Genomic DNA, 25,197 nt, shown 5'->3' on the forward strand with positions numbered 1-25,197 from the left:
TGGCTACTTTAACCACTCCATATGCCTGTTCCCAACAGGGGGAGCGTTCTTGTGACGGGATCACAACATCGTCAACTGGCCGCCATGGAAACGCCGTTCAAAAGAACCGGACGAAAGCGATGCTATCGGTCAGGTCCGGGCGTTCGGAAGTAACGAAGATCGCACCGGAAGGCCACGGTGATCACCGTGAATTCTACGGTGCACGGAATACGGACGCCGAAGTCCGCGCCGATTCCCGTGACGGAACCGGCGCGGACCTCGTACCGCTCAGAACCTCAGACCCTCGGGCCCCTGGTGCCTCTCAGGACGACTGCGGCTTCCTGGCGCTGCGGATGTCCAGCGCCGGCCCCTCGGAGAGCAGCGAGGACCAGGCCTTCAGAATCAGTGGCGGGTGTGTACCCCCGTAGCCGAGGTGAACCATCGACTGGTCGACTTCCTGCTTGTCGTTGCCGGCCTTGCCCCCGCCGTCGTTGTTCCGCGGAACGGAGTAGCGCAGCCCCGTGTCGGTGGCCAGGAACAGGCTGCCGTTCTTCGACTGGGGAGTGGGCACCTCCGTGTACAGCAGGCCGCTGCCGGGGGTGACGTACGAGCTGGCGCCGCTGGCGAGCTTGGCCGGGTAGTCCTTGCCGACCCAGGTCTGCATGTCCGGCACACCGTTCGGGTAGCCGAGCTGCTTCTCCTCGCCTCCCGGGTACTTGTTGTCGGTGCCGTTGTAGACACTGCAGGACACGCCGCTGCGCGTGGGCGTGACCAGCCCGCCGTCCTGGGAACCGAAGTTGTTGGCCGGGGAGACCGCCTCCTTCGGCCACGGCGAGTCGAAGTCGCCGAAGGTCTTCCCGAGGAACGTCGTCAGGTTCCCCGAGTCATCCTTCTTGGGGGAGATGCTGCTGGCGGCGACGGGTACGGGGACGATCGGCGAACCGTCGGAGTGCAGCTTCCTCGCGTTCGAGCCCTGCTCCAGGAGCCTGGCGACGAACTTCGTCACCTGCTCGACGCCGTCCTTCTCCACGACGTACTTCTGGCCGTCGCTGTCCTCGAGGATCGAGCCGACCCGCTTGCCCTTCTCCGGGACCTTCGGGTCGTTGGTCATCGTTCCCGCCTGCTCGACCTGGGGCATGCTGATGGACAGCTGGTCCGGGAGGGTGAGGAGGGTGTCCATGTACTGCTGCGACACCTTCTGCGGCTGGGTGTTGGGGCCGAAGACGATGCGGCGCAGAAGGGCGTCGCCGTCCGCCCTGCTGCCGGACCACCCGCCCATACGGGTCGAGTTGAACCCGAAGGCCATGCCGTTGTTGTCGACCAGCCACCTCTTGCCGCGGGGGTCCTCGACGTACAGGGCCTGATGGACGTCGAGCTTGCCCTTGCCCTCGACGAGCTTCTTGTCCTTGCCGGCCAGCACGAAGACGGCCTGCTGCGGCTTGGCGTTCACGCTGGCGCCAGGGCGGTTGCACACCGCCCAGGTCTTCGGCTTGTCGGCATCCTTGGTGCCGGGCAGCCGGTCGGGTGCGTACGGAATGCCGAGAGCGGGCCCGTGCGGAAGCTTTCCGTCCAGCTCGGATTCCTTGACCTTGACGACTTTGAAGTTCGGGTCGATAAGAAGCCGGGCGGAGGCGAGATTCAGGATGGGATGCAGCAGTTTCTGGTGGTGGCTTTCCAAGACGATGTAACGCGTGGTCGATTCGTCCCCGACGACGACATTCTTGCCGACCTCGTCCCATCCCTGCGGAGCAACCGGCTTGAGAATGCCGCACGCGCCGAATCCCACGAGCATCACGACACCCATGACGATACTCGGCACGACCGCCTTGAGCGGCTTGGGGGCACTCTCGATCGATCCGTTCGGCAGCGGCTTCAGAAATGCCGCATTCGTGCGCTTTCGAGCAAACGAATACGCATTCAGCTCGTCCCGACGTGATGCCATTGTTGCTTTCTCTCCCCGCCTGTCGGATCTACCTCGACCGCCCCCGGCACTCACGCCGTAGCGCCCTCTACTATGCCGTGTGTCGATCGACCCGTACGGTACGGGTGCCACCTTCCAACGCACCAGTCTCAGCGGGCGACCGACACGTCCAGAGGCCACACCACCAGTAGAGGAGCAGGCCGGGGGATGTCCAGCGCCACCAGGGCTCGACGCCGCAATGGGCGGCAACAGCAGCAACAGCCTTCCGCTGCCCCGCAATACGCGGGAAATGCTGACCAAAACGGTACAGCTTCGGGCAACAGAGGAAATGGCGGCGGGGATTCCGCGGCCCGTCCGGCCGGTCCGGTGGCACCGCGGCTGCGCCAACAGGCCGGAACCATCGGCGGGGTGCGCGTCCAGCAGCTGGCCATCATCGAACTCGCCGCGGCGCTGGTGCTGGTGGGCTGGACGATCCACCCGGCCGCGCTGACCGCGGCCATTGTGATCGCGGCTCTTCTGGTCATTTTCGCGCTCGGCCGGCGGCGGAGGATTCCGCTGCCGGAATGGATCACGACCGTGCGCGCCATGAAGCGCCGCGGCAAGGACAGCAACTCCGCGCTCGCGGCGACGCAGGGCGTGGACCCCGCGTTCGCGCCGGTGGTGGAGTGCGAACCGGCCCTGCGGACCTATGAGTTCACCACCGAATCGGACCAGCGCGCCATCGGGTTCGTCGGTGACGGGACGTTCCTGACGGCCCTCGTCCAGGTGGACGCCCGTGACGAGCCGCTGCGGCCGCAGCGCGGCAGCCACATGCTGCCGCTCGAGGTGCTGCACACCGCGCTCGACATCGAGGACATCCACCTCGAATCGGTGCAGTTCGTTCAGTACAGCCAGCCCGCGCCGGCCCCGCACCTGCCCGAACAGGCCGTCGCGGCCCGTTCGTACGCGCCGCTGCAGGCCCAGTCGCAGACGCCGGCGCTGCAGCTGACGTGGATCGCCCTCAAGCTGGACCCCGAGCTGTGCTCGGAGGCGATCGAGGCCCGCGGCGGCGGGATGGAGGGCGCCAAGCGTTCGCTGCTGCGCGCCGCCGACCAGCTCGTCAGCCGGCTGACCGCACACGGCGTACGCGCCAAGGTGCTCGCCGAGCGGGAGATCGTGGCCGCGATCGGCACCGCGGTGTGCGTCAGCCCGCGGGCCGCCAACGGAGCGATGGGGCGCGACGGCCGGGCGGCCCGCCGCACCCAGGAGACGACCCGGGCGATGCGCTGCGACGACCGCTGGCACACCACCTACTGGATCGGCCGCTGGCCCCAACTGGGGCAGGGCGGTGCCCCGTTGGCGGCCATCACCCAGCTGCTGACCAGCACCAGGGCAATGGCCAGCACCTTCACGCTGACCGCCACGCACGGCGGTGGCCGCGCCCCGGCCATCTCGGGTTACGTCCGTCTTTCCACCCGCAGTGAGAACGAACTCTCCGCCGCACAGAGCGAGTTGGAGCGCCGCTCCGGTTCCGTGAAGGTCGGGCTCGTACGGCTCGACCGGGAACAGCTGCCCGGCCTGCTGGCCACGCTTCCCCTCGGAGGTACCCGCTGATGGCCTCTCCCACCTATCAGCCCCGCGTCAACACCAGCGGCAACGGCTGGCGCAATCCCCCCGTCGCGGGCGGCGGCACCGGTGGCGGCCGTCTCTCACACCAGCCGCGTCCGGACGAGGGGCAGTCGGGTCCGAACGGCCCGAAGCCCCGGCCCGGTTTCGGCCTGCGCGGCCCGCGGCGCAGCCCGCACATCCTCACCGCGGAATCGCTCGCCTCGCTGACCCTGCCGGTCGGCGACGACGGCGTGATCATTGGCATCGACCCGCAGAACCAGCCCGCCGTGCTGAGCCTGCTGCGGCCGGCGCCCATGGAGATCGCGCTGGTCGGCAGCATGTGGATGGCGCAGGTGCTGGCGCTGCGTACGGTCGCCACCGGCGCGCGGGTCGCGGTCGAGACGGCGCGGCCGCCGGCCTGGGGGCAGATGGCGCAGGCCGCGGGCGGCGGGCAGCAGTGCGTCTCCGTCCACGATGTGCGTCAGATCGCGCCCCAGGGACCGTCGGTTTCCAGCCCGGTGCTGGTCGTACGGGACATGGGGGCGCGGCCACCGCGCAATCAGCTCGCCCCGAGCCCCTGGCAGTCGGTGCTGACCGTGCTGCCCTTCCTCGGTCCGCGGTCGCCGCAGATGCTCAGCCGTGCCGATCTGGTCGGTCTGCAGCGGCTTTCGCCCGAGGAGAGCGAGGTTGTGACGCGAATCATGCGGCTGCCCGAGCAGGTCGGCTCGGTGCTGCCGACGCTCAGCGACAACGCCATGCTGTGGTGTTCGCGCGACGGCCACCAGTTCGTCATGACCCAGCCCACGGAGGCGGAGACCAACCTGCTCGGCGGCCCGCGCCGTATGGACTGATGGACTGACCGACGCTGCGGGCCGGTTGCCCTTCGGGGCACCGCGCACCGCACGTGCACCACCGGCCCCAGGCACGGCGTGACGGGCGCACCCACGGGTGCGCCCGTCAGCGTGCCGAGGGGCTTGAAGACGATATGACACCGACTGCCGCTATGGGCCGAGTCTTGATTAGGCTGTGCAGGAGAGCCGCAGGAGCACAGCACGACGGCAGTCGAAACGGGGACGGAGACAATTAGTGTTGGCGCAACCCCGGGTGGTGTGTTCCGACTTCCGCTACATCCGATCGATCCGCCTGTATCCGGTCCTGCCGTTCAGGTGCGTTGCAGTACACCAGGAGGCACAGTGAACGAGCAGGAGGCTTTCCGTCCGGACGGAAACGATCCTGACGACGACCAGTCCGAGTTCGACCTGACCGGTGAGTTCAAGATCGATTTCGCCGCACCGGCCTGGTACGCGAGCAACGACACCAGCGGTGGGGGCACGAGTGCCGCTTCCCCCGCGACTCCTCCTGCGTCTTCGCCCACCGCTCCGCCCGCCGCCGCCCAGCCCCCGCTCGACCCGCCCACCGGCCGGCCCCTGCCCGGGCCTGCCCAGGGGGCGCCCGGAATCCAGGGGGCGCCCGGAATCCAGGGGGCGCCCGGCATTCAGGGGGCGCCCGGCATTCAGGGGGCGCCCGGCATTCCGCCGCAGCAGAATGCGCCCGGGATTCCACAGCAGGGTGTACCGGCGGCCCCGCCGCCCGTGGACGCCGCCCCGCCGAGCTTCCCGACCCTGCGCCCGCAGGGCACCGGCAATGACGCACCGGCCGCCGGCAGCGACGCACCGGCCACCGCAACTCCCGGCCCCGAGCCGACCGCGGAGGCCGCACCGGCCACGGACGACGGTGCGGACGCCGGCAATCGCCGCTCGGGCACGGGTGTCGACCCGTCGATTTCCCTCTGGGGCGACGACGATGACGACGAACCGGAGGCGACGGGCGCGTCCGAGCCCGAGGCCACGCCCGAAGCCGAGGCAAAGCCCGAGGCCGACGCCGCTCCCGCGCCGGCGCCGGAGACCGCACCCACCGCGGTGCCGCAGCCCGAGGCCGCCCAGCCGCCGTACGCCGCCGAGGGCGGAGCTCCGGCCCCTGAGGCGGTCACCCCCGCCCAGCCCGCCCCCGAGGCCACGCCGCAGGGCGGACAGCCCGCACCGGCCCAGCCGCAGCCCCAGCCCCAGCCCCAGCCCCAGCCCCAACAGCCCGCACCGCAGCAGGGCATGCCGCAACAAGGCGCGCCCCAGCAGGGCATGCCGCAGCAGACCGCTCCGCAGGGCGTGCCTCAGCAGGGGGTACCTCAGCAGGGCGCTCCCTGGGGCGCTGCGGCCGAGGGCCGGCAGCAGGGTGTGCCCGGGCAGGGCACCCTGCCGCCGCTGCCGGCGGAGTTCCAGCCGGCGGACCCGCGGATGGCTCAGGCTCAGGCGCAGGCCGCCCAGCAGGCGCAACAGCCCCAGCAGGGACAGCAGCAGGCGCCGGCCCAGCAACAGGCGCCGGCTCACCAGCAACAGCAGGCGCAGCAGCCGCAGGCCGGCTATCCGCAGGGACAGCCCGCTCAACACGGTGGCTACCCGCAACAGCAGCAGGGCGTCCCCGGCCAACAGCAGTCCGGTTACGGCTATCCGCAGTCCGGTTACGGCTACCCCCAGCAGGGCCAGCAGCAGCCGCAGCAGCACGCAGCGGCGCAGCAGTCCGGTTACGGCTATCCGCAGACCGGTGCGCAGGGCTACCCGCAGCAGGGCCAGTACCCCCAGCAGGCGCAGGGCTACCCGCAGCAGGGCCAGTACCCCCAGCAGGCGCAGGGCTACCCGCAGCAGGGCCAGTATCCCCAGCAGGCGCAGGCCGACTACGGCCGGCAGCAGGCCGCCGCCCAGCAGGCGGCACAGGCACAGGCCGCCCAGCAGGCGCAACAGGCCCAGCAGCAGGCGCAGCAGGCGCAACAGGCCCAGCAGCAGGCGCAGCAGGCGCAGCAAGCTCAACAGGGCCAGCAGCCCCAGCAGGCCTACCAGCCGCTCCCCGGTCAGCAGACCGGCGACCCCAACGCGGCGGCGAACTACGCGTCGTACTCGCAGCCGGGTCAGCAGCAGCCGCAGCAGCGGGCCGCTCCCGGTGCGCCGCTCGGCTACAGCGCCGCGGTGGAGCTGACCTCCGACCGGCTGCTGCGCAACCAGCCCAAGAAGCGCAAGCCGGGCGCCAACGCCCAGCCGTCCAAGTTCAAGCTGGGCGCGAAGAAGGAAGAGGCGGAGCGCCAGCGCAAGCTGGAGCTGATCCGTACGCCGGTGATGTCCTGCTACCGGATCGCGGTGATCAGCCTCAAGGGCGGTGTCGGCAAGACCACCACGACGACCGCGCTCGGCTCCACCCTCGCGTCCGAGCGGCAGGACAAGATCCTGGCGATCGACGCCAACCCGGACGCCGGCACGCTCGGCCGACGGGTGCGGCGCGAGACCGGTGCGACCATCCGTGACCTGGTGGGTGAGATCCCGCATCTGCACAGCTACATGGACATCCGCCGGTTCACCTCGCAGGCCCCCTCGGGCCTGGAGATCCTCGCCAACGACGTGGACCCCGCGGTCTCCACGACGTTCAACGACGAGGACTACCGCCGGGCGATCGACGTCCTCGGCAAGCAGTACCCGATCATCCTCACCGACTCGGGTACGGGTCTGCTCTACAGCGCGATGCGCGGAGTGCTCGACCTCGCCGACCAGTTGATCATCATCTCCACCCCGTCCGTGGACGGTGCGAGCAGCGCGAGCACCACCCTGGACTGGCTGTCCGCGCACGGCTACGCCGACCTGGTGCAGCGGGGTATCACGGTCATCTCGGGGGTCCGCGAGACCGGCAAGATGATCAAGATCGATGACATCGTGTCGCACTTCGAGACCCGCTGCCGCGGTGTGGTGGTCGTCCCCTTCGACGAACATCTCGCCGCCGGTGCCGAGGTCGACCTGGACATGATGCGGCCCAAGACCCGTGAGGCGTACTTCAACCTCTCCGCCCTGGTGGCCGAGGACTTCACGCGGGCGCAGCAGGCGGCGGGGATGTACCCGCAGCAGCAGATGGGCGGCGACCCCTACGCCCAGCAGCAGTACGCCCAGCAGGGCCAGCCGCAACAGCAGCCGCAGCAGGGCACACCACCACCGCCGCCGACCGGTTACAGCCAGCAGCAGGGCGGCTGGACCCAGCAGCCCGCCCAACCGCCGGCCCACTGGCAGCAGCAACAGCCCGCTCCGGACGCGCCGCAGCCGGAACACCCCGGCCTGGCGCCGGGATGGCAGCAGCAGCCGCCTCCGCAGTGAGGCGGGCATAACGGCACGGCCATAGCGCACTACGGGGCGGGGCCCGGCATCAGCGAGATGCCGGGCCCCGCCCCGTAGCACGTCATCCCTCGGACGAGTGAACCCTTCTTAGCCGAACTGCACCTGCCATCAGCCGAGTTGGCGACACCGCACCTCACGCCGCCCGGCCCCGAGTCGGCGATGCCGGTCCTCCACACCCGCCCACCCCCCGAAGGGGGGTGGGCGGCGGGGAAAAACCTGGGGGAGGGGAGACCGGCGGGGGGGGAGGAAGGCCGGACCGGGGAAGACCGGCGGAGGGAAGGCCGGGCGGGGAAGACCGGACGGGGAAGACCGGACGGCGGGAAAAACCCGGGGGAGACCGGAGGAGGGAAGGCCGGGCGGGGAAGACCGGGCAGCGGGCCCCTGGGGGGGAGGGTGGCCGGCCCCGAAGGGAGGAAACGCGAGAAGCGCGAAGCCTCAGCCCGCGTCCGCGATCAAGCCCCGGGCCAGCTTCACATCGACCGCCATCCGCTCCAGCAGCGCGTCGAGCGTGCCGAACTTCTCCTGGCCGCGGATGTAGGCGACGAAGTCCACCCCGACGTGCAGCCCGTACAGATCCAGGCCGACGCGGTCGATGGCATACGCCTCGACGGTCCGTGCCGTGCCGTCGAACTGCGGGTTGGTGCCGACCGAGATGGCCGCCGGCATCGCCTCCCCCTCGACCTGCAGCAGGCCGGCGTAGACGCCGTCGGCCGGGATCGCGGTGTGCGGCAGGGTCTCCACATTGGCCGTCGGGAAGCCCAGTTCACGGCCGCGCTGGGCACCGCGTACGACGACGCCCTCGACCCGGTGCGGCCGTCCGAGGACTTCCATCGCGCCGGCCACATCGCCCTCGGCGACCAGGCGGCGGGTGAGCGTGGAGGAGAACGGCTCGCCGCCGCCCGCCGCCCCGCGCTCGTAGAGGTCGATGACCTCGACGGTGTAGTCGTAGGTGGTCCCGAGCTCCGCGAGGGTCGCGACATTGCCGGTCGCCTTGTGCCCGAAGCGGAAGTTGGGGCCCTCGACGACGACCTGGGCGTGCAGCTTGTCGACCAGTACCTTGACCACGAAATCGGCCGGCGCCAGCTTCGAGAACTCCTTGGTGAACGGGAGAATGAGCACCGCGTCCACCCCCAGACCGGCCATCAGCTCCGCACGCCGGTCGTGCGGCGCCAACAGCGGCGGGTGGGTACCGGGCCGCACGACCTCGCTCGGGTGCGGGTCGAAGGTGACGACCACCGCGGGGACCCCCAGCTCACGGGCGCGCGCGACGGCCTTGCCGATGATCAGTTGGTGGCCGCGGTGCACTCCGTCGTAGGAGCCGATGGTGACGACGCTGCGTCCCCAGCCCTCGGGGATGTCCTCCAAGCCACGCCAGCGCTGCACAGTGCCCGCTCCTCGCCCGAACCCTTGTCCGTCCATTGCGCCAATTCGGCATGGCGCAGGTCTAAGACTGCCATGCCGCGGGTGATGCTCCGCGCGAAGGGTGGCTCAGGGCACCCGTCCCAGCCGCTGTCCGACCCTGATCCCACAGACGGTCTCGCGGGACGCGGAGCCCGGCTCCGCCGGGCCGGCCCCGGCCCCGCAGCCCCCCTTCGCGCCCCGCAGCCCCTTCCGCCCCCAACGCCCCTTGGCGCGCCCCGACAGCCCTTGCCCGTCAGCTGTGCGACCCGGCGAGCGTGGCACGGGCACCGGGGCCCACCACTGCCGCCCACTCCCCCGGCTCATCCGTCACCCAGTCCTGCACCCGCCGCGCGAAACCCGGCAGCCGCCGCCCCAGTTCCACCAGCCGCCGGTCGAAGCACGCCGCGCCCGCAGGCGTGCGCACCAGCAGCATCCCGGTGCGGTGCACCAGCTCCCTGGTGCGCTCCGCCGGCCGCCGCTCCGCGCCTTCGGCTGCGGCTTCCAAAAGTGCCTCCAGCACACGGGTGTCCCGGCCCCCGCTCTCCTCGTAGGCGCGGTGCGGCGCCGCGTACGAGGCCTCCTGCGCCAGCAGCGCATCGAGCAGTTCACGGCGCAACGCAACCGAGTCGCCACGCCCGGTCTCGGCCACCACGGCCGCGAGCGCGCACCGGACCGCTACGGGGGAGCCGGTCAGCAGCTCCACGGCGAGCGGGCGGAGCTCGGCGCGGGCGGCCGGGCCCCGTTCGAGGCGGCGGTCGATGAACTCCGCGACCGGCCGTGCGGCACGCTCCGGGCAGTGCCGGGCACAGTCACGGACGAGGTCGGCGACGCGGGTGACGAGGTCCGGCGCATCGGTGCGGGCGAGCATGCGCAGCAGGGCGGCCGCCACCGGCGGACCCGCGCCGCCGATCAGCCGGGCCCGGAAGGCGGTCAGTACCGGTTCGGGGTGGTCGGCGAGGGCGGCGGTGAACGCCGTGGGCGGCAGCTGCGGATCCCCCGCGACAAAGCGGGCCAGCGCCCGGTCCAGGAAGCGGGAGCGGGTGGCCGGGTCGCCCATCAGCAGGGCCAGCGCGGACCCGTGGTGGGCGCTGTCGGCGCTCCGGGCGAGAAGGCAGAGGGCCGCGTAGCGCAGCAGGGCGCGGTCGGCTCCGGCGGTCACGTACCGGGCGGCCCGCAGACCGTACGACACGGCGGCGGCCCGCCGCTCGGGGCGCGCGTCGTGCGCCCACCGGTCCACGGCACGGCACACCGCGGCCGGCTCGTCCTCGGCCAGCGCGTCCATCAGTTCGTCGCCCCTGGGGTGCGCGGCCTGCACCAGCGCCTCCGTGAGGGCGTCGAGCGCCCGGTGGCGATGGGTGTGCAGCAGCGCCTGCGCTGCGGTGGCCACGGTGATCTCGCCGGGCACAGCCTCTGCGGGGTGGGCCGGACCGCCGTCCTCCGCGCCGGGACGTTGCAGCGGGCGGGTGTCGTCGAACCAGGCGCACAGCAACGGCTGCATCCGCTGCGGGTCCGCGCACAGCAGTGCGGCCGCGGCATCGAGAAACCGGGGCGAGCGTGCCGCGATGCGCCGGCTCCCGGTGGCGGGGACCGCTGCGGACGCGCTGCCGCCGGTGTCCGCCCGGACGGGGGTGGAGCGCGGGCCACCGGTGGCGTCCGGCCGGCCGTCGCCGTCCCGGTCGGACGCCGGGTCGTCGGCGGGGTGGACGCGTACCCGCGGCGGCGGCGCGAAGCGGTGGCCGGCACCCGGACCGCCGGCGGATACGGCGGGGGACGACGGATTACCCGGCGCGGGGCCGGACGCCCCGGGCGGGCCTGACGGTGATGGCAACCGGTCGGACCACGAGGACGGACCGGACGACAAGGACATACCGGGTGAAGAGGGCGAGCCGGACGGCGGCAACCGGTCGGACAGCGATGACGGACCGGGCCCCGACGACTGCGACGGCACCCCGGACGGCACAGCTCCCGCGGCCCCCGCCCCCACCTCCGCCCCTGCCCCCGCATCCGCCTCCGCGTGCCGCCCCGCGCCGGCCGCCCTCCACCCCGCCCCGCACGGCGGCCCATCGGCCGGCAGCAGGCGGCGCAGCAGGTCCATCCGGTCCTCGTCGGCCAGCGCCAACCGCTCCCAGAACCACGGCCCGAAGGCCTCCAGCCCCGTCTGCACGAAGCCGCCCGCCCGGAGGGACCGTTCCGTGATCCGGTCGGCGAGCAGCCGTAGGACGCCCGTGTACGGCCTCGCGTCGGGGACCCGGAGCAGCACACCGGACAGCAGGTGAGCGGCCCACCAGCGGCCGTCCACGGCCCGCGCGGCCGGTGAACCGCCGGCGGGGGCGGCCGCGGGGGCGGTCGCCATCGGCACCAACTCGGCCAGCCGGAAAGTCAGTTGCACCGTCCCCTCGCGTCTGCCGAGCAGCAGCAGCGCCTGGACGGCAGGACCGACGCGGTGTCCGGGGACGGGCAGCAGGTCGAGGTCGGCATGGGCGCCCTGCAGCCACTCCGCGAACTCCTCGTGGGCGAAGCGGAATCCGGTGCCGGCCGGGACCAGCAGCCCCTCGGCCAGCACCGCACGGGCCCAGCCGGGCTCGCGCGGGAACACCTCCTCGAAGGACGTACGGTCCAGCGCGCCGGAGCCGGGGCCGAGGCAGCGGCGGGCCGCCTCGTGCACCTGCCCGGCGACCTGGGCGGCCAGCCGGCGCACGGCGGTGCCGCGCGGCGCGGGCCGGTGGCCGGCCGCGAGCCGTACGGCGATGCGCAGGCACACCAGGTCCAGGTAGGCGTCGAAGATCTGGTGGCGGTCGGGTGTGCCGAGGCCGGGCGCCTCGCCGGCGCACCGCCCGGACCCGTCCCCCTCGGTGAGTGCCGCGCCGACCTCCGCGAGCAGGCGCAGGGCCAGCGGATGGCGGGCGTCCGGCCCGGCCGGTGCGCCGGACGGCAGGCCGTAGCGGCCACGGGCGCGCTCCGCCTCCTCCTCGGTGAGGTCACCGAGCTCCACGCAGGCGGGCAGCGCGGGCGCCGGACGCAGCGGCCGGTGCAGCACGCCGGGCGGGAAGAGCGCACCGGCCCGCTCCCAGTACTCGGGGCGGCAGGCGACCACCAGCCGCACACCGGCACTGCGCAGCCAGTCGGCCGTCGCCGCGGTCCACCCGGCCAGCCGCTCCCCCTGTGCCAGGGCCGCCGGCATCTCCTCCGGCCCGTCGAGGAGCACCAGCAGCGGACGGCCGGCCGCGGCCGCCGCCCGCGCGACGTCATGGGCGGTGGTGTCCGCCGGGTCACCGGCGGTGCGGCCCTCCCGGGCGACGATCCGGCCCGCGGACCGCAGCGCGCGTTCGACGGCGGTACGTACCCCGTCGTCGTCGGGCCGCAGTTCCGCGCCGCGCAGCCGGATGGTCGCAGCGGGGCGGGGGCTCTGGGCCCGGCGTGCCGCGAGCCCGGCCAGTTCCGTGCTCCGTCCGCATCCCGGCTGCCCCACCAGCCCCAGCACGCATGCCGCCGCCGTCCCGTGGCCCTCCTCGAAGCGCACGAACTCGGCGGCTGCCTCCGGCCGTTCGACCGGCTCCCGCCACAGCCGCGGCCGCTCGGCGGAGCCCATGGACAGCTCGGCAAGATGCCGCGCGCCGGCCGGGTTCAACTCGCTGCCGTAGGCCGGGACGGTCGCCGCATTGCGCTCCAGCAGCGCGGCCAGCGCGCCCTGTGGCGCGGCTTCGGCGACCGCGCGCAGCGGAATCGCGAAGCCGCCCGCCCGGCGCCCGAAGGCGTTCTCCCCCGGGCGGCCGCGGCCGGGAGCCTGGGGGTGCAGTGCGGTGCCGAGGATGCCGAGCACCGCGCCGGTCCGGGCGTCCAGCACCGGCCCGCCGACCGCCAGACCGCGCAGCCGCAGCGCCTCCCGGCCCCCGGCGCACAGGCCGAGCTCCAGCGTGTCGTCGAGAAGGTGGACGCGCTCGGCGGCCGTGTACATCACCCCCGCGCCCGGCCCGACGACCGTGCCGTCCAGCCAGCCGCCCGCCCAGAGCCGCGCGGTGGTGCCCGCGGCCGGCCGGGCCGCGGCGATGGGCAGCGGCGTGAGCCGGTGCGGTCCGAAGCCGCCGGCCCGGACGAGGGCGAGCCCGGCCTCCGGCAGGGGCGTCAGCGCATCGGCCGCCACCACGCACGTCCATCCGCCGCCCCCGGCCGCGCCGCCTCCGGCGCCGTCCGCCATGGGCTGCAGCACCAGTTGCGTGGCGCCGTCCACCGCTTCGTGGCTGGTGATCACGGTGCCGTCGTGGTCCGCGAGAAACCCCGTACCACGCGTCCGACCTGCCAGATCGCGGATCCGCACCAGTGCCGTGTCCGCATCGGCATCCAGCAATGCCATCGCCGGTCCTCTCACCCTGTGCCGTCCCCCGCACGGTAAGCAGGCGGTGATCGTCTCGACAGGGCCCCATGGCAACGCGCCCCCGTCCGCGCCTTGATTCACTTCAAGCGCCTCACCGAATGAGTGAATAGGCGGAACCCCCGCAGAACCGGAGTACCGGAGTACCGGAGAACCGGAGAACCGGAGAACCGGAGTACCGGAGTACCGGGAGCATCAGCAGAACCGCGGGGGCCGGGAGAACCGGAGGGTCCGGAGTACCGGCCGGAGGGTCCGGAGTACCGGAGCGACAGCAGGTGAGGCCGGACAGCGGGCAGGAAGAGGGCGCACGGACCGCATACGGGCGCGCAAAGGGCCGGGCCCGGAGCGCGTCTGCGCGTCTCCGGGCCCGGCCCCACGGGTGCCTGCTCGCCGGCCCCTGGCACGGCAACTGCGGTACTAGACCGCGAACACCGCCAGGCTCTTCGCCTTCCCGCCCTGGTTCTCCACCAGCGCGAGGAACCGGCCGTCCGGCCCGAACGCCGCGACCGGGCCGTTGCCCTCGAAGCGCGGCATCGGGATCCGTGCGCCGTTGAGCAGCAGCCGGGCCTGCGCCTCGGGCACGTCCCAGCGGGTGAAGGCCGCGGCGGCCGCGTCCCCGAGCGGCATGACCGGCAGGCCCTCCCCCTCGGTGTCGTCCACGGCGGCCTGGAGCTGGTCGAGGGTGCGCGCCCGGTCCAGCTTGTACGGGCCGACGCGGGTGCGGCGCAGCGCCGTCAGATGACCGCCGACGCCAAGCCCCTCCCCCAGGTCGCGGGCGAGGGCGCGGATGTACGTACCGGACGAGCACTCGACGGAGACCAGCAGATCGGTCACCGGGGTGCCGTCCTCGGCCTCGGCCTCGTGCGCGGAGTGCACCACGAACGAGGAGACGGTGACCGGCCGGGCCGGGATCTCCACGTCCTCGCCGTCGCGGACCCGCGAGTACGACCGCTTGCCGTTGATCTTGATGGCGCTGACCTTCGACGGGACCTGCATGATCGCGCCGGACAGCCGGCCGACAGCCGCGTCGATGTCCTCGCGGGCGAGACCGTGCGCCGCCTTCGACGCGGTGAGCTCGCCCTCGGCGTCATCGGTGACCGTCGTCTGGCCGAGCCGGATCGTGCCGACGTACTCCTTCTCCGTCAGCGCGAGATGGCCGAGCAGCTTGGTGGCCCGCTCGATGCCCAGGACGAGCACGCCCGTCGCCATCGGGTCGAGCGTGCCGGCGTGCCCGACCCGGCGGGTGCGCGCCATCCCGCGCATCTTCGCCACCACGTCATGCGAAGTGAAGCCGGACGGCTTGTCGACGATGACGAGGCCCGCCCGTCGCCCACCACCACCCTTGCCGGAGAGCGCATCGCGCTCGCCCCTTTGGATGGGCTTGTTGCTCTCACGCTTCATTCTGCCGCGGTGCCCTCGTCGTCGTCCTCGCCCGGCTTACGGTACGGATCGGCCTCGCCGGCGTACTGGGCGCCCGAAGAGACCTCGCGCACCTTGGCGTCCGAGGCCCGTGCCTTGTCGAGGAGGTCGTCGATCGTCTTGGCGTTCTCCGGCAGGGCGTCCGGCACGAAGGCCAGGGTCGGCGTGAACTTCGTCCCTGCCGCGGCCCCGACCGCGGAACGCAGGATGCCCTTGGCGCTCTCCAGCCCGGCGGCGGCGCTGGCCCGCTCCTCGTCATCGCCGTAGACCGTGTAGAAGACCGTAGCCTCCCGCAGGTCGCCGGTGACCCGGGTGTCCGTGATGGTCACGTGCGAACCGAGCCGCGGGTCCTTGATACCGCGCTGCAGCTTCTGGGCGACCACCTCCCGGATGAGGTCCGCCAGCTTCTTCGCCCGCGCATTGTCGGCCACTGGTCCGTCTCCTTCTTTCTTCCACAATTGTGCTTCCACCGGCGGCGGCCTGCCCGGTCCGGGTCAGTCGTCGTCGCCGTGCAGCCGCCGGCGTACCGACAGCAGCTCCACTTCGGGCCGTGCGGCGACCAGGCGCTCGCAGCGGTCCATGACATCGGTCAGATGCCCCGTGTCCCCGGAGACCACCGCCAGGCCGATGGTGGCCCTGCGGTGCAAATCCTGGTCCCCGACCTCCGCGACGCTCACCGCGAATTTGCGGTGCAGCTCGGCGACGATCGGGCGGACGACGGAGCGCTTCTCCTTCAGCGACCGTACGTCGCCGAGAAGCAGGTCGAAGGACAGCGTCCCTACGTACATGCAAGACGGGCTGAGCCGCCCGTGGGGCCTTAGGTGTCCGTTTCAGTTCGAACCGTACACGGAACGGCCGGGGCCGATCGACGGAAATATTCTCCGCCGACCGGCCCCGACCGGACGCCCGCCCGTCGCCCGGCCACCACACCGGTGGACCGCGCTACGGGCGGGCTGCTGCACGATCAGCCGCGCGGCTTCTCGCGCATCTCGTACGTCGCGATGACGTCGTCGATCTTGATGTCGTTGAAGTTTCCGAGGTTGATACCGCCCTCGAAGCCTTCGCGGATCTCGGTGACGTCGTCCTTGAACCGGCGCAGACCCTGGATGTTGAGGTCCTCCGCGACCACCTTGCCGTCGCGGATGAGGCGCGCCTTGGTGTTGCGCTTGACCTCGCCGGAGCGGATGAGCACACCCGCGATGTTGCCGAGCTTGGACGAGCGGAAGATCTCGCGGATCTCCGCGGTACCGAGCTCGACCTCCTCGTACTCCGGCTTGAGCATGCCCTTGAGGGCCGCCTCGATCTCCTCGATCGCCTGGTAGATGACCGAGTAGTACCGGACGTCGACGCCCTCGCGCTCGGCCATCTGCGTCGCGCGGCCTTCGGCGCGCACGTTGAAGCCGATGACGATCGCGTCGGAGCCGGACGCCAGGTTGATGTCGGTCTCGGTGACCGCACCGACGCCGCGGTGCAGCACCCGGATGTCGACCTCTTCGCCGACGTCGAGCTGGAGCAGCGAGGACTCCAGTGCCTCGACGGAACCGGAAGCGTCACCCTTGATGATGAGGTTGAGCTGCTGGACCTCGCCGGCCTTGAGCACCTTGTCCAGGTCCTCGAGGGACACCCGGCGGGTGCGCTTGGCGAAGGCGGCGTTGCGCTCGCGCGCCGCGCGCTTCTCGGCGATCTGACGGGCCGTACGGTCCTCGTCGACGACCAGGAAGTTGTCGCCGGCACCCGGGACGTTGGTCAGACCCAGGACCAGGACGGGGGTCGACGGACCCGCTTCCTCGACGTTGTTGCCCTTGTCGTCGAACATCGCACGGACCCGGCCGTACGCGTCGCCGACCACCATCGTCTCGCCGACGCGGAGCGTGCCGCGCTGGACCAGGACGGTCGCCACGGCGCCGCGGCCACGGTCGAGGTGGGCCTCGATCGCGATGCCCTGCGCGTCCTGCTCCGCGTTGGCGCGCAGGTCGAGCGAGGCGTCCGCGGTCAGGACCACGGCCTCGAGCAGCTGCTCGATGTTCAGACCCTCACGGGCGGAGATGTCGACGAACATGGTGTCGCCGCCGTACTCCTCGGCCACCAGACCGAACTCGGTGAGCTGGCCGCGCACCTTGGTCGGGTCGGCGCCCTCGACGTCGATCTTGTTGACCGCGACCACGATCGGCACCTCGGCCGCCTTGGCGTGGTTCAGCGCCTCGATCGTCTGCGGCATCACACCGTCGTTGGCCGCCACCACGAGGATCGCGATGTCGGTCGACTTGGCACCACGGGCACGCATGGCGGTGAACGCCTCGTGACCAGGGGTGTCGATGAAGGTGATGCGCCGCTCTTCGTCGTTGACCTCGGTCGCGACCTGGTAGGCACCGATGTGCTGGGTGATGCCGCCGGCCTCGCCCGCGATGACATTCGTCTTGCGGATCGCGTCGAGCAGCCGGGTCTTACCGTGGTCGACGTGACCCATGACGGTCACCACCGGCGGACGCGCGACGAGCATGTCCTCGCCGCCCTCGTTCTCACCGAAGTCGATGTCGAAGGACTCGAGCAGCTCGCGGTCCTCCTCCTCCGGGCTGACGATCTCGACGACGTAGTTCATCTCTTCGGCGAGCAACGTCAGCGTCTCGTCGGAGACCGACTGGGTCGCCGTGACCATCTCGCCGAGGTTCAGCATGACCTGGACCAGCGACGCCGGGTTGGCGTTGATCTTCTCGGCGAAGTCCGTCAGCGAGGCACCACGCGACAGGCGAACCGTCGCGCCGTTGCCGCGCGGCAGCATGATGCCGCCCACCGACGGGGCCTGCATGGCCTCGTACTCCTGACGCCTCTGCCGCTTCGACTTGCGGCCACGGCGCGCCGGACCGCCGGGACGGCCGAACGCACCCTGCGTGCCACCACGGCCACCGGGACCGCCGGGACGGCCGGCGAAGCCGGGACGACCGCCGAAGCCGCCGCCACCACCGGGACCGCCGCCACCGGGACGACCGGCGAAACCGCCGCCGCCACCCGGACGACCGCCGCCGCCACCACCGGGACGACCGGCGAAGCCGCCGCCGCCACCCGGACGACCGCCGCCGCCACCGGGACGACCGGCACCGCCGGGACCGCGACCGCCGCCACCGCCGGGGCCCGGACGCGGGCCGGCAGCGGGACGCTGCGGCATCATGCCCGGGTTCGGGCGGTTACCGCCGCCACCGCCGGGACGCGGGGCGCCACCGGGAGCGGCACCCTGCGGACGGGGCATGCCACCGGGGGTGGGACGCGCGCCGCCCTGGCCGCCCTGGGGACGGGGGCCACCCTGGCCGCCGCCCTGCGGACGCGGACCGCCGGGACCACCCTGGCCGCCGGGACGCGGGGCGCCACCGGGACGGGGGGCCTGCGGACGGGCCATGCCCGTGGAGCCACCGGACGTGAAGGGGTTGTTGCCCGGACGGGGGCCGGAGGCACGGCCGCCGGGACGCGGGGCCGGACGCTCGCCACCGGGACGCGGAGCGTTACCGCGGCCCTGACCACCCTGACCACCCTGACCACCCTGGCCGGGCGCCGGACGGGCCGGACGCGGGCCGGGGGCACCGGGACGGGGAGCCGACTGGCCGGCGGCGGGAGCGGCCGGCGCGGACGGCGGAGCCTGGAACTCGGGCTGCGCGGGGGCGGCCGGAGCGGGCTTGGGCGCCGGAGCCTTCGGGGCCGGCGTGGGCCGCGGACCCGGGGTGGGGCCGGCGGCGGGAGTGCTCTTGGGAGCCACCGGGGCCTCGGGGGCCTTCGGTGCCTCGGGGACTGCCGGAGCCGCGGGGCCCGGCTTGGGGGCGCCCGGCTTCGGGGCAGCAGGACGCTCCCCCGCTGCCTTGGCGGCAGGGGAGGTGCCACCGGCCTGCGCCGGGGACGGCGCGGACGGCTTCGCGGGGGCCGACTTGCGCGGCGCCGCGGGCTTACCGGCGGCGCGGCCATTGCCACTGCCTGCCTGGAAAGCGTCGGTCAGCTTGCGAACAACCGGCGCCTCGATCGTCGAGGACGCCGAACGGACGAATTCACCAAGTTCTTGGAGCTTGGCCATGACGACCTTGCTCTCAACGCCGAACTCCTTGGCGAGTTCGTATACCCGGACCTTAGCCACTTCGCTCCTTCTAGGTCCGGGTTGTCCACCGGACCGTCGCTACTTCATGGGCGTACTCATCGCGTACTCATCGAGTGCTCATCGCAATCTCGACCTACTTCCGACTCGCGAGGTACCTGACCGCACGGTTTTCCGTGCGCTGTGCGTTTCGTGCTGCTGTGCGTTATTGCAACGGCGGCTGCTCGACGGGCGTCCGCTCGAGGAACCGACGCAGCTCCGTCGTGTCGAACGGTCCCCGGGCCCGGTAGGCCCGGTTGAACGCCCGGCGGCGAACCGCCAGGTCGAGGCAGACCAGTGTCGGGTGCACGTAAGCACCCCGGCCGGGCAGCGTACCGCGAGGATCGGGGACACACTCACCCTCGATCTCCACGATGCGCAGCAAATCGCCCTTGGCCGCTCGCTCCCGGCATCCCAGACAGGTGCGCTCAGGGCATGCGCGGGCATGCGTCCGGCCAGACACGGCTTAAGTCTACCTCCCCGCGCCGGCCCGACCCCTATGGGGTAAAGACGGAACGGCTGCTCAGAATTCCGGTCGGAGCGCCGCGGCACCACCGATTTTCGCCGGGCCGCGGCGTCACCGCCCGTAGTGGAACGGTCTCAGTCCTGCGGTGCGGGCTGCTCGGTGTCCGGACGGATGTCGATCCGCCAGCCCGTGAGACGGGCGGCGAGCCGGGCATTCTGCCCTTCCTTGCCGATGGCCAGCGACAGCTGGTAGTCGGGGACGGTGACCCGGGCGGAGCGGGCCGCCAGGTCCACGACCTCGACCTTGCTGACCCGGGCCGGCGACAAAGCGTTCGCCACCAGCTCGGCCGGGTCGTCCGACCAGTCCACGATGTCGATCTTCTCGCCGTGCAGCTCGGCCATCACGGCGCGCACCCGGCCGCCCATCGGGCCGATGCAGGCACCCTTGGCGTTCAGGCCGGAACGGGTGGACCGTACGGCGATCTTGGTGCGGTGGCCGGCCTCGCGGGCGATGGCGGAGATCTCCACCGAGCCGTCCGCGATCTCCGGGACCTCCATGGCGAAGAGCTTCTTCACCAGATTGGGGTGGGTGCGCGACAGCGTCACGGACGGGCCGCGGACGCCCTTGGCCACCCGTACGACGTACGAGCGGAGCCGGGTGCCGTGCGCGTAGTCCTCGCCGGGGACCTGCTCCTGCACCGGCAGCATGGCCTCCATCGGGCCGATGTCCACCAGCACGTTCTTGGGGTCCTTGCCCTGCTGGACGACGCCGGTGATGACATCGCCCTCACGCCCGGCGAACTCGCCGAAGGTGATCTCCTCCTCGGCGTCCCGCAGCCGCTGCAGGATGACCTGCTTGGCGGTGGTCGCCGCGATCCGCCCGAAACCGGAGGGGGTGTCGTCGAAGTCGCGGGGCTCGGCGCCCTCCTCCAGGTCCTCCGGATCCTCCTTCGCCCACACCGTCACATGGCCGGTGTTGCGGTCCAGCTCCACCCGCGCCCGCCGGCGGCTGCCCTCGGTGCGGTGGTAGGCAATGAGGAGGGCCGACTCGATCGCCTCGACCAGCAGGTCGAACGAGATCTCCTTCTCCCGCACCAGTCCCCGCAGGGCACTCATGTCGATATCCACGGCTACGCCTCCTCCTTGTTCTCGTCGGTCTTCTCGTCGTGCTGCGCGTCACGCTTGTCTGTCTTGTCGGACTTACGGCTGAATTCCAGCTCGACACGCGCCTTGGCGATCTCGTCGAAGGAGACCCGGCGGGTGGTCGGCTTGCGGCCCTTGACCCCCGGCACCTCGAGGTCCAGTCCCGAGTCGTCGACGGCGGTGATCCGTGCCACCAGCTCCCCGCCCTCGTGGAGTTGGGCCTTGATGAGGCGGCCGACGGCGCGGCGGTAGTGCCGCAGCTCGGTCAGCGGGCGGTCGGCGCCGGGAGAGGTCACCTCAAGGGTGTACGGGGCGCCGCCCATCACATCGGAGTCGTCCAGGACCTGGGAGACCTCGCGGCTCAGCTCGGCACACTCGTCCAGCTGGACGCCCTCGTCGGAATCGACCACGATCCTCAGCACCCGCCGCTTGCCTGCCGGCGTCACCTCGATCTCTTCCAGATCCAGGTCTCGCGCGGCGACGAGCGGTTCAAGCAATCCGCGCAGCCTCTCGCTCTGGGTCGTGCTCATCCGGGTGACTCCTCGGCCGCGTGTGCTGTTGTGGGTGGGTCGCGTGTCGGGTCAAAGCCTATCGGTTCCGGCGGGGTACTGACGATTCGGTGGGCGGTCACGGATACTCTCGCCTGCGGTGATCACGACGAAAGACCCCGGGAAGTGCAACGTGCCGAAAGTGGCGCTCACACGCAGAAGAACCCTGCTGGCCGGCGCCGCCCTCGGGGGCGTGGCGCTGCTCACCGGCTGCTCACAGGACGACGGCCCCGGCCGGACCGAACATTCCCGTGCCGCCGACCGGCTGCGCCGGCGCTCCGCCCGCGACAGCACGGCCCTGCTGGCGCGTTACGACGCCACGCTGGCCGCGCATCCGGCGCTGGAGCCGCAACTGCGCCCGCTGCGCTCGGAAGTCGCCCGGCACGCCGAGGCGTTCACCGGTGAGCGGGCCGCCCCCTCCCCCGGCGGCGGGGCGGGCGACGACCCGGCGCGCGATGCCGGTGCGCCCGCTTCCGGTCCCGCGCCGCACGGCTCCCGGCGGCCTTCCGGCCCCCAGGTCCCCCGGGACGAACGGGTCGCACGCACCGCCCTGGCCGACGCTGAACGCAAGCTCGCCGACGTCCGCACCAAGGCCCTGGCCGCCGCGCCCCCGGAGTTGGCCCGGCTGCTCGCCTCGGTCGCGGCGGCCGGTGCGGCGCATGCGTATCTGCTGACGGAGCCGGCCGGATGACGGGCAGGGCTCAGGGGCCAGGAGCAGGGACCGGCGAAGGGGTGAGCGGATGAGGGCCACAGCGGTGCACGGCAGGAACGGGCGCGAGGAGGCGGACGGCGGGCACGACGAGCTGACCGCGGTACAGGCCGCGCTGGCCGCCGAACATGCGGCGGTCTACGGCTACGGCGTGGTCGGCGGGCGGATCGCAGGCGGCCGGCGGAGCGAGGCGCAGGCTGCGTACGACGGGCATCGTGCGCGCCGGGATGCGCTGCGCCGCGAGGTGCGTGACCTGGGCGGTACCCCGCGTGCCGCGGCCGCCGCCTACGAACTGCCCTTCCCGGTCCCGGACGCGGCGGCCGCCCTCCGGCTGGCGGCGGAGCTGGAGGACCGGCTGGCCGCCGTCTACGCGGATCTCGTACGGGCCGGTGCCGCGGCCCGGCGCACCGAGGCGGCGGCCGCGCTGCGCGAGGCAGCGGTGCGGGCGGTGCGCTGGCGCGGCAGCGGCGTAGCCTTCCCTGGGCTCGTGGAGCGGGCCGCGGCCGCCACCGGGTCCGGCGCCGCGAGCGCTTCCGCGGGCGCGCTCTGAACGACCGGCCGCGGTGCGGTCACCGCCCAGGAAGGGGACGGCTCAAGCATGGCAACGGCACCCATCGAACCACCGCAGCGGTTGGTGAGTTCGCTGAGCGGCGATCCGGAAAGTCCCGTACGGCAGTGGCTCGATGCGCTGCCGACGCTGGTTCAGCAGCGGCTGGAGGCCTGGGATCTGACGCTGGAACGGGTGCAGGCCCCCGGTGGCCGCAGCAGTCTGGTCGCCCTCGTACGGCAGCAGGACCAGTCGCCCGCCGCGCTGAAGTTCCCGGTGCCCGGGCGGGTGTCCGCGCATGAGGGGGCGGTGCTGGAGGCGTGGGACGGCTGGGGCGCGGTGCGGCTGCTGCGGTCCGATGCCACCAGCGGTGCGCTGTTGCTGGAGCGGCTGCAGGGCGGGGTGTCGCTGCGGTCGCTGCCGGAGGCCAAGGCGCTGCTGGAGGCGGCCGGTACGGTGCGGCGGCTGTGGGTGCCGACGGCCCCGGAGCACTCGTTCGAGACGCTGGCCGGGCGTACCGAGGAGGCCGTGGAGGCGCTGCGGACGGCCGGGGCGCTGACGCCGGCGGCCGGGCCGCTGGTGGACCGGGCGCTGGAGCTGCGGCGCGCCCTGCCGGACGGGTCCGACGAACAGTTCCTGCTGCACGGCGCGTTCCGGCAGGGCAAGGTACTGGCCGGTGAGCGGGCGCCCTGGCTGGCGGTCGGCCCGTCGCCGGTGGTGGGCGAGCGGGCGTACGACCTGGCATCGCTGGTCCTGGACCGGTTCGAGGACCTGGCGGCCGGGGCCGGCGCGGCTGCCGCGGCCCGCCGCAGGGTGGCCAAGCTGGCCGACTCCCTGGAGGTGGACCGGGACCGGCTGCGCGACTGGACGCTGTACCGGGCGGTGGACACCGGTGTACGGGAGGTGGCGGTGGGCGACCGGCAGCGCGGCGAGCTGCTGCTGGAGTTCGCGGCCTGGCTGTAGGGGGCCTCTTCCTCTGAGGGGATCCCGCTGGTGGGATCCCCTGGCGGGACGAACGGGCCGGCCGCCGGGGTGTGCCCGGCGGCCGGCCCGTTCGTCCGTGCGGTGGTTACGCGCCGAGGCGGGCGACGGCCTCCTCGACCGTCAGCTCCTCACGCTCGCCGGTGCGGCGGTCCTTGACCTCGACGACGCCCTCGGCGGCGCGGCGGCCGGCGACGACGACGGTCGGCACGCCGAGCAGTTCGGCGTCGGTGAACTTCACGCCGGGCGAGACGCCCGCCCGGTCGTCGACGAGGACCCGCAGGCCCGCGGCGCCGAGCCGTTCGCCGACCTCCAGGGCGAGCTCGGTCTGCTTGGCCTTGCCGGCCGCGACGACGTGCACATCGGCCGGGGCGACCTCGCGGGGCCAGCACAGGCCCTTCTCGTCGTGGGTCTGCTCGGCGAGGGCGGCCACCGCACGGGAGACGCCGATGCCGTACGAGCCCATGGTCACCCGGGCGGGCTTGCCGTTCTGGCCGAGCACATCGAGCCCGAAGGCGTCCGCGTACTTGCGGCCGAGCTGGAAGATGTGGCCGATCTCGATGGCGCGGTCGATCTTCAGGCCGGTGCCGCACTGGGGGCAGGGGTCACCGGGCTCGACGACGACCACGTCAAGGTAGTCGTCGACCTCGAAGTCCCGGCCGGCGACGACGTTCTTGGCGTGCTTGCCCTCCTTGTTGGCGCCGGTGATCCAGGCGGTGCCGGGGGCGATACGCGGGTCGGCGATGTAGCGGAACGCCTTGCCGGCCAGACCCTGCGGGCCGACGTAGCCGCGGACCAGCTCGGGGCGGCCGGTGAAGTCCTCGGCGGTGACCAGCTCGACGGTGGCCGGTGCCAGGTGCTCGCCGAGCTTGCCGAGGTCGACCTCGCGGTGGCCGGGGACCCCGACCGCGACGATCTCGCCGTCGACCTTGACCAGGAGGTTCTTCAGGGTCGCCGAGGCCGGTACGCCAAGGTGCTCGGCAAGGGTCTCGATGGTCGGGGTGTCGGGGGTGTCCAGCTCCTCGACGGGGCCGTGCGCGGAGCCGTCGGCGGCCTCGACCTTGACCGTGACGGCCTCGGTGTTGGCGGCGTAGTCGCAGGCCGGGCAGTCGACGAAGGTGTCCTCACCGGCGGCGGCGGGGGCCAGGAACTCCTCGGAGGCGGAGCCGCCCATCGCGCCGGAGACGGCGGAGACGATGCGGTAGTCCAGGCCGAGCCGCTGGAAGATCTTGGTGTAGGCCTCGCGGTGCAGGGCGTAGGACTGCTCCAGGCCCTCGTCGGTGGTGTCGAAGCTGTACGAGTCCTTCATCTGGAACTCGCGGCCGCGCAGCACACCGGAGCGGGGACGGGCCTCGTCGCGGTACTTGGTCTGGATCTGGTAGAGGATCACCGGCAGGTCCTTGTAGGACGTGCACTGGTCCTTGACCGTGAGGGTGAAGATCTCCTCGTGGGTGGGGCCGAGGAGGTAGTCGGCGCCCTTGCGGTCCTTGAGGCGGAAGAGCAGGTCGCCGTACTCCTCCCAGCGGCCGCTGGCCTCGTAGGGCTCCTTGGGCAGCAGGGCCGGCAACAGGACCTCCTGGCCGCCGATGGCGTCCATCTCCTCGCGCACGATGCGGGAGACGTTCTCCAGGACCTTCTTGCCCAGCGGCAGCCACGTCCAGATGCCGGCGGAGGAGCGGCGGACGTAGCCGGCGCGGACGAGCAGCTTGTGGCTGGCGGTCTCGGCGTCGGCCGGGTCGTCGCGCAGTGTCTTGATCATCAAGCGGGACATGCGCTGGACCTGTGCGGCGTGGGCCATGGGAGTTTCTCCTG

The 25,197-nt window shown here is 72.5% G+C and carries 17 protein-coding genes; 6 read left to right on the forward strand and 11 right to left on the reverse strand.

All coding sequences use genetic code 11. The annotated features are described in order from the left end of the window. Positions 1 to 301: 301 nt before the first annotated feature. Positions 302 to 1,921 carry a type VII secretion protein EccB gene (gene eccB / locus OHS81_RS09270; protein WP_328384161.1) on the reverse strand — a complete coding sequence of 540 codons (1,620 nt, stop codon included), beginning with the start codon at positions 1,919 to 1,921 and terminating at the stop codon, positions 302 to 304. Between the two features lie 345 nt (positions 1,922 to 2,266). On the opposite strand from eccB, the gene eccE reads away from it, so the two are divergent. From eccE to OHS81_RS09285, 3 genes are all read left to right on the forward strand, one after another. Next, positions 2,267 to 3,493: a type VII secretion protein EccE gene (eccE, locus tag OHS81_RS09275; protein WP_328384162.1), complete on the forward strand. Its 1,227-nt coding sequence runs from the start codon at positions 2,267 to 2,269 to the stop codon at positions 3,491 to 3,493. Further along, on the forward strand, positions 3,493 to 4,338 hold the full coding sequence (locus OHS81_RS09280; protein ID WP_328384163.1) for a hypothetical protein: 846 nt from the start codon (positions 3,493 to 3,495) through the stop codon (positions 4,336 to 4,338). Before eccE ends, OHS81_RS09280 begins: the two co-directional genes overlap by 1 nt. A gap of 342 nt (positions 4,339 to 4,680) precedes the next feature. Continuing rightward, positions 4,681 to 7,671, forward strand: a complete 2,991-nt coding sequence (locus OHS81_RS09285) for an SCO5717 family growth-regulating ATPase (RefSeq protein WP_328384164.1) — start codon at positions 4,681 to 4,683, stop codon at positions 7,669 to 7,671. A gap of 456 nt (positions 7,672 to 8,127) precedes the next feature. Here OHS81_RS09285 and OHS81_RS09290 read toward each other — a convergent pair whose 3' ends face one another. From OHS81_RS09290 to rimP, 9 genes are all read right to left on the reverse strand, one after another. Beyond that, positions 8,128 to 9,075, reverse strand: a complete 948-nt coding sequence (locus OHS81_RS09290; RefSeq protein WP_328384165.1) for a bifunctional riboflavin kinase/FAD synthetase — start codon at positions 9,073 to 9,075, stop codon at positions 8,128 to 8,130. Positions 9,076 to 9,346: 271 nt separating this feature from the next. Beyond that, positions 9,347 to 13,444: a hypothetical protein gene (locus tag OHS81_RS09295; protein WP_328384166.1), complete on the reverse strand. Its 4,098-nt coding sequence runs from the start codon at positions 13,442 to 13,444 to the stop codon at positions 9,347 to 9,349. Between the two features lie 435 nt (positions 13,445 to 13,879). Then, complete coding sequence (gene truB / locus OHS81_RS09300) at positions 13,880 to 14,863, reverse strand: tRNA pseudouridine(55) synthase TruB (RefSeq protein ID WP_328384167.1); 984 nt, start codon at positions 14,861 to 14,863, stop codon at positions 13,880 to 13,882. Then, positions 14,860 to 15,312 carry a 30S ribosome-binding factor RbfA gene (gene rbfA, locus OHS81_RS09305; RefSeq protein ID WP_086720471.1) on the reverse strand — a complete coding sequence of 151 codons (453 nt, stop codon included), beginning with the start codon at positions 15,310 to 15,312 and terminating at the stop codon, positions 14,860 to 14,862. Before rbfA ends, truB begins: the two co-directional genes overlap by 4 nt. Positions 15,313 to 15,375: 63 nt before the next feature. After that, on the reverse strand, positions 15,376 to 15,669 hold the full coding sequence (locus tag OHS81_RS09310; protein WP_033269483.1) for a DUF503 domain-containing protein: 294 nt from the start codon (positions 15,667 to 15,669) through the stop codon (positions 15,376 to 15,378). A 176-nt stretch (positions 15,670 to 15,845) separates the two neighbouring features. Continuing rightward, a complete protein-coding gene (gene infB, locus OHS81_RS09315; RefSeq protein WP_328384168.1) occupies positions 15,846 to 18,995 on the reverse strand; it encodes a translation initiation factor IF-2 in 3,150 nt (1,049 codons plus the stop codon). A 163-nt stretch (positions 18,996 to 19,158) separates the two neighbouring features. Next, positions 19,159 to 19,455, reverse strand: coding sequence for a YlxR family protein (locus OHS81_RS09320; RefSeq protein WP_328384169.1), 297 nt, complete (start codon positions 19,453 to 19,455; stop codon positions 19,159 to 19,161). 137 nt (positions 19,456 to 19,592) lie between these two features. Continuing rightward, positions 19,593 to 20,585, reverse strand: a complete 993-nt coding sequence (nusA, locus tag OHS81_RS09325) for a transcription termination factor NusA (protein WP_159469595.1) — start codon at positions 20,583 to 20,585, stop codon at positions 19,593 to 19,595. 2 nt (positions 20,586 to 20,587) lie between these two features. Further along, the gene (gene rimP / locus OHS81_RS09330) at positions 20,588 to 21,130 is read right to left on the reverse strand and encodes a ribosome maturation factor RimP (protein WP_328384170.1); all 543 of its coding nucleotides are present in this window, start codon (positions 21,128 to 21,130) and stop codon (positions 20,588 to 20,590) included. 160 nt (positions 21,131 to 21,290) lie between these two features. On the opposite strand from rimP, the gene OHS81_RS09335 reads away from it, so the two are divergent. The 3 genes from OHS81_RS09335 to OHS81_RS09345 are packed head-to-tail and all read left to right on the forward strand — an operon-like array spanning position 21,291 to position 23,367. Next, entirely contained in the window at positions 21,291 to 21,839 is a 549-nt protein-coding gene (locus OHS81_RS09335; protein ID WP_328384171.1) for a hypothetical protein, read from the forward strand. Positions 21,840 to 21,888: 49 nt separating this feature from the next. Next, positions 21,889 to 22,407 (forward strand): ferritin-like domain-containing protein, encoded by a 519-nt coding sequence (locus OHS81_RS09340; protein ID WP_328384172.1) that lies wholly within the window; start codon positions 21,889 to 21,891, stop codon positions 22,405 to 22,407. 48 nt (positions 22,408 to 22,455) lie between these two features. After that, complete coding sequence (locus OHS81_RS09345; protein ID WP_328384173.1) at positions 22,456 to 23,367, forward strand: aminoglycoside phosphotransferase family protein; 912 nt, start codon at positions 22,456 to 22,458, stop codon at positions 23,365 to 23,367. Positions 23,368 to 23,473: 106 nt separating this feature from the next. Here the strand turns inward: OHS81_RS09345 and OHS81_RS09350 are convergent, their stop codons facing one another. Next, positions 23,474 to 25,183, reverse strand: coding sequence for a proline--tRNA ligase (locus OHS81_RS09350; protein ID WP_328384174.1), 1,710 nt, complete (start codon positions 25,181 to 25,183; stop codon positions 23,474 to 23,476). Positions 25,184 to 25,197 lie beyond the last annotated feature (14 nt).

This window comes from Streptomyces sp. NBC_00400, assembly GCF_036048035.1.
Lineage (GTDB): Bacteria > Actinomycetota > Actinomycetes > Streptomycetales > Streptomycetaceae > Streptomyces.

Excerpts from the sequence above, each read along its gene's own strand:
- truB (WP_328384167.1), bottom strand. The coding sequence starts at position 14,863 with ATGAAGCGTGAGAGCAACAAGCCCATCCAAAGGGGCGAGCGCGATGCG.
- OHS81_RS09350 (WP_328384174.1), bottom strand. The coding sequence starts at position 25,183 with ATGGCCCACGCCGCACAGGTCCAGCGCATGTCCCGCTTGATGATCAAG.
- rimP (WP_328384170.1), bottom strand. The coding sequence starts at position 21,130 with ATGAGCACGACCCAGAGCGAGAGGCTGCGCGGATTGCTTGAACCGCTC.
- OHS81_RS09310 (WP_033269483.1), bottom strand. The coding sequence starts at position 15,669 with ATGTACGTAGGGACGCTGTCCTTCGACCTGCTTCTCGGCGACGTACGG.
- OHS81_RS09345 (WP_328384173.1), top strand. The coding sequence starts at position 22,456 with ATGGCAACGGCACCCATCGAACCACCGCAGCGGTTGGTGAGTTCGCTG.
- OHS81_RS09295 (WP_328384166.1), bottom strand. The coding sequence starts at position 13,444 with ATGGCATTGCTGGATGCCGATGCGGACACGGCACTGGTGCGGATCCGC.
- OHS81_RS09340 (WP_328384172.1), top strand. The coding sequence starts at position 21,889 with ATGAGGGCCACAGCGGTGCACGGCAGGAACGGGCGCGAGGAGGCGGAC.
- OHS81_RS09280 (WP_328384163.1), top strand. The coding sequence starts at position 3,493 with ATGGCCTCTCCCACCTATCAGCCCCGCGTCAACACCAGCGGCAACGGC.
- eccB (WP_328384161.1), bottom strand. The coding sequence starts at position 1,921 with ATGGCATCACGTCGGGACGAGCTGAATGCGTATTCGTTTGCTCGAAAG.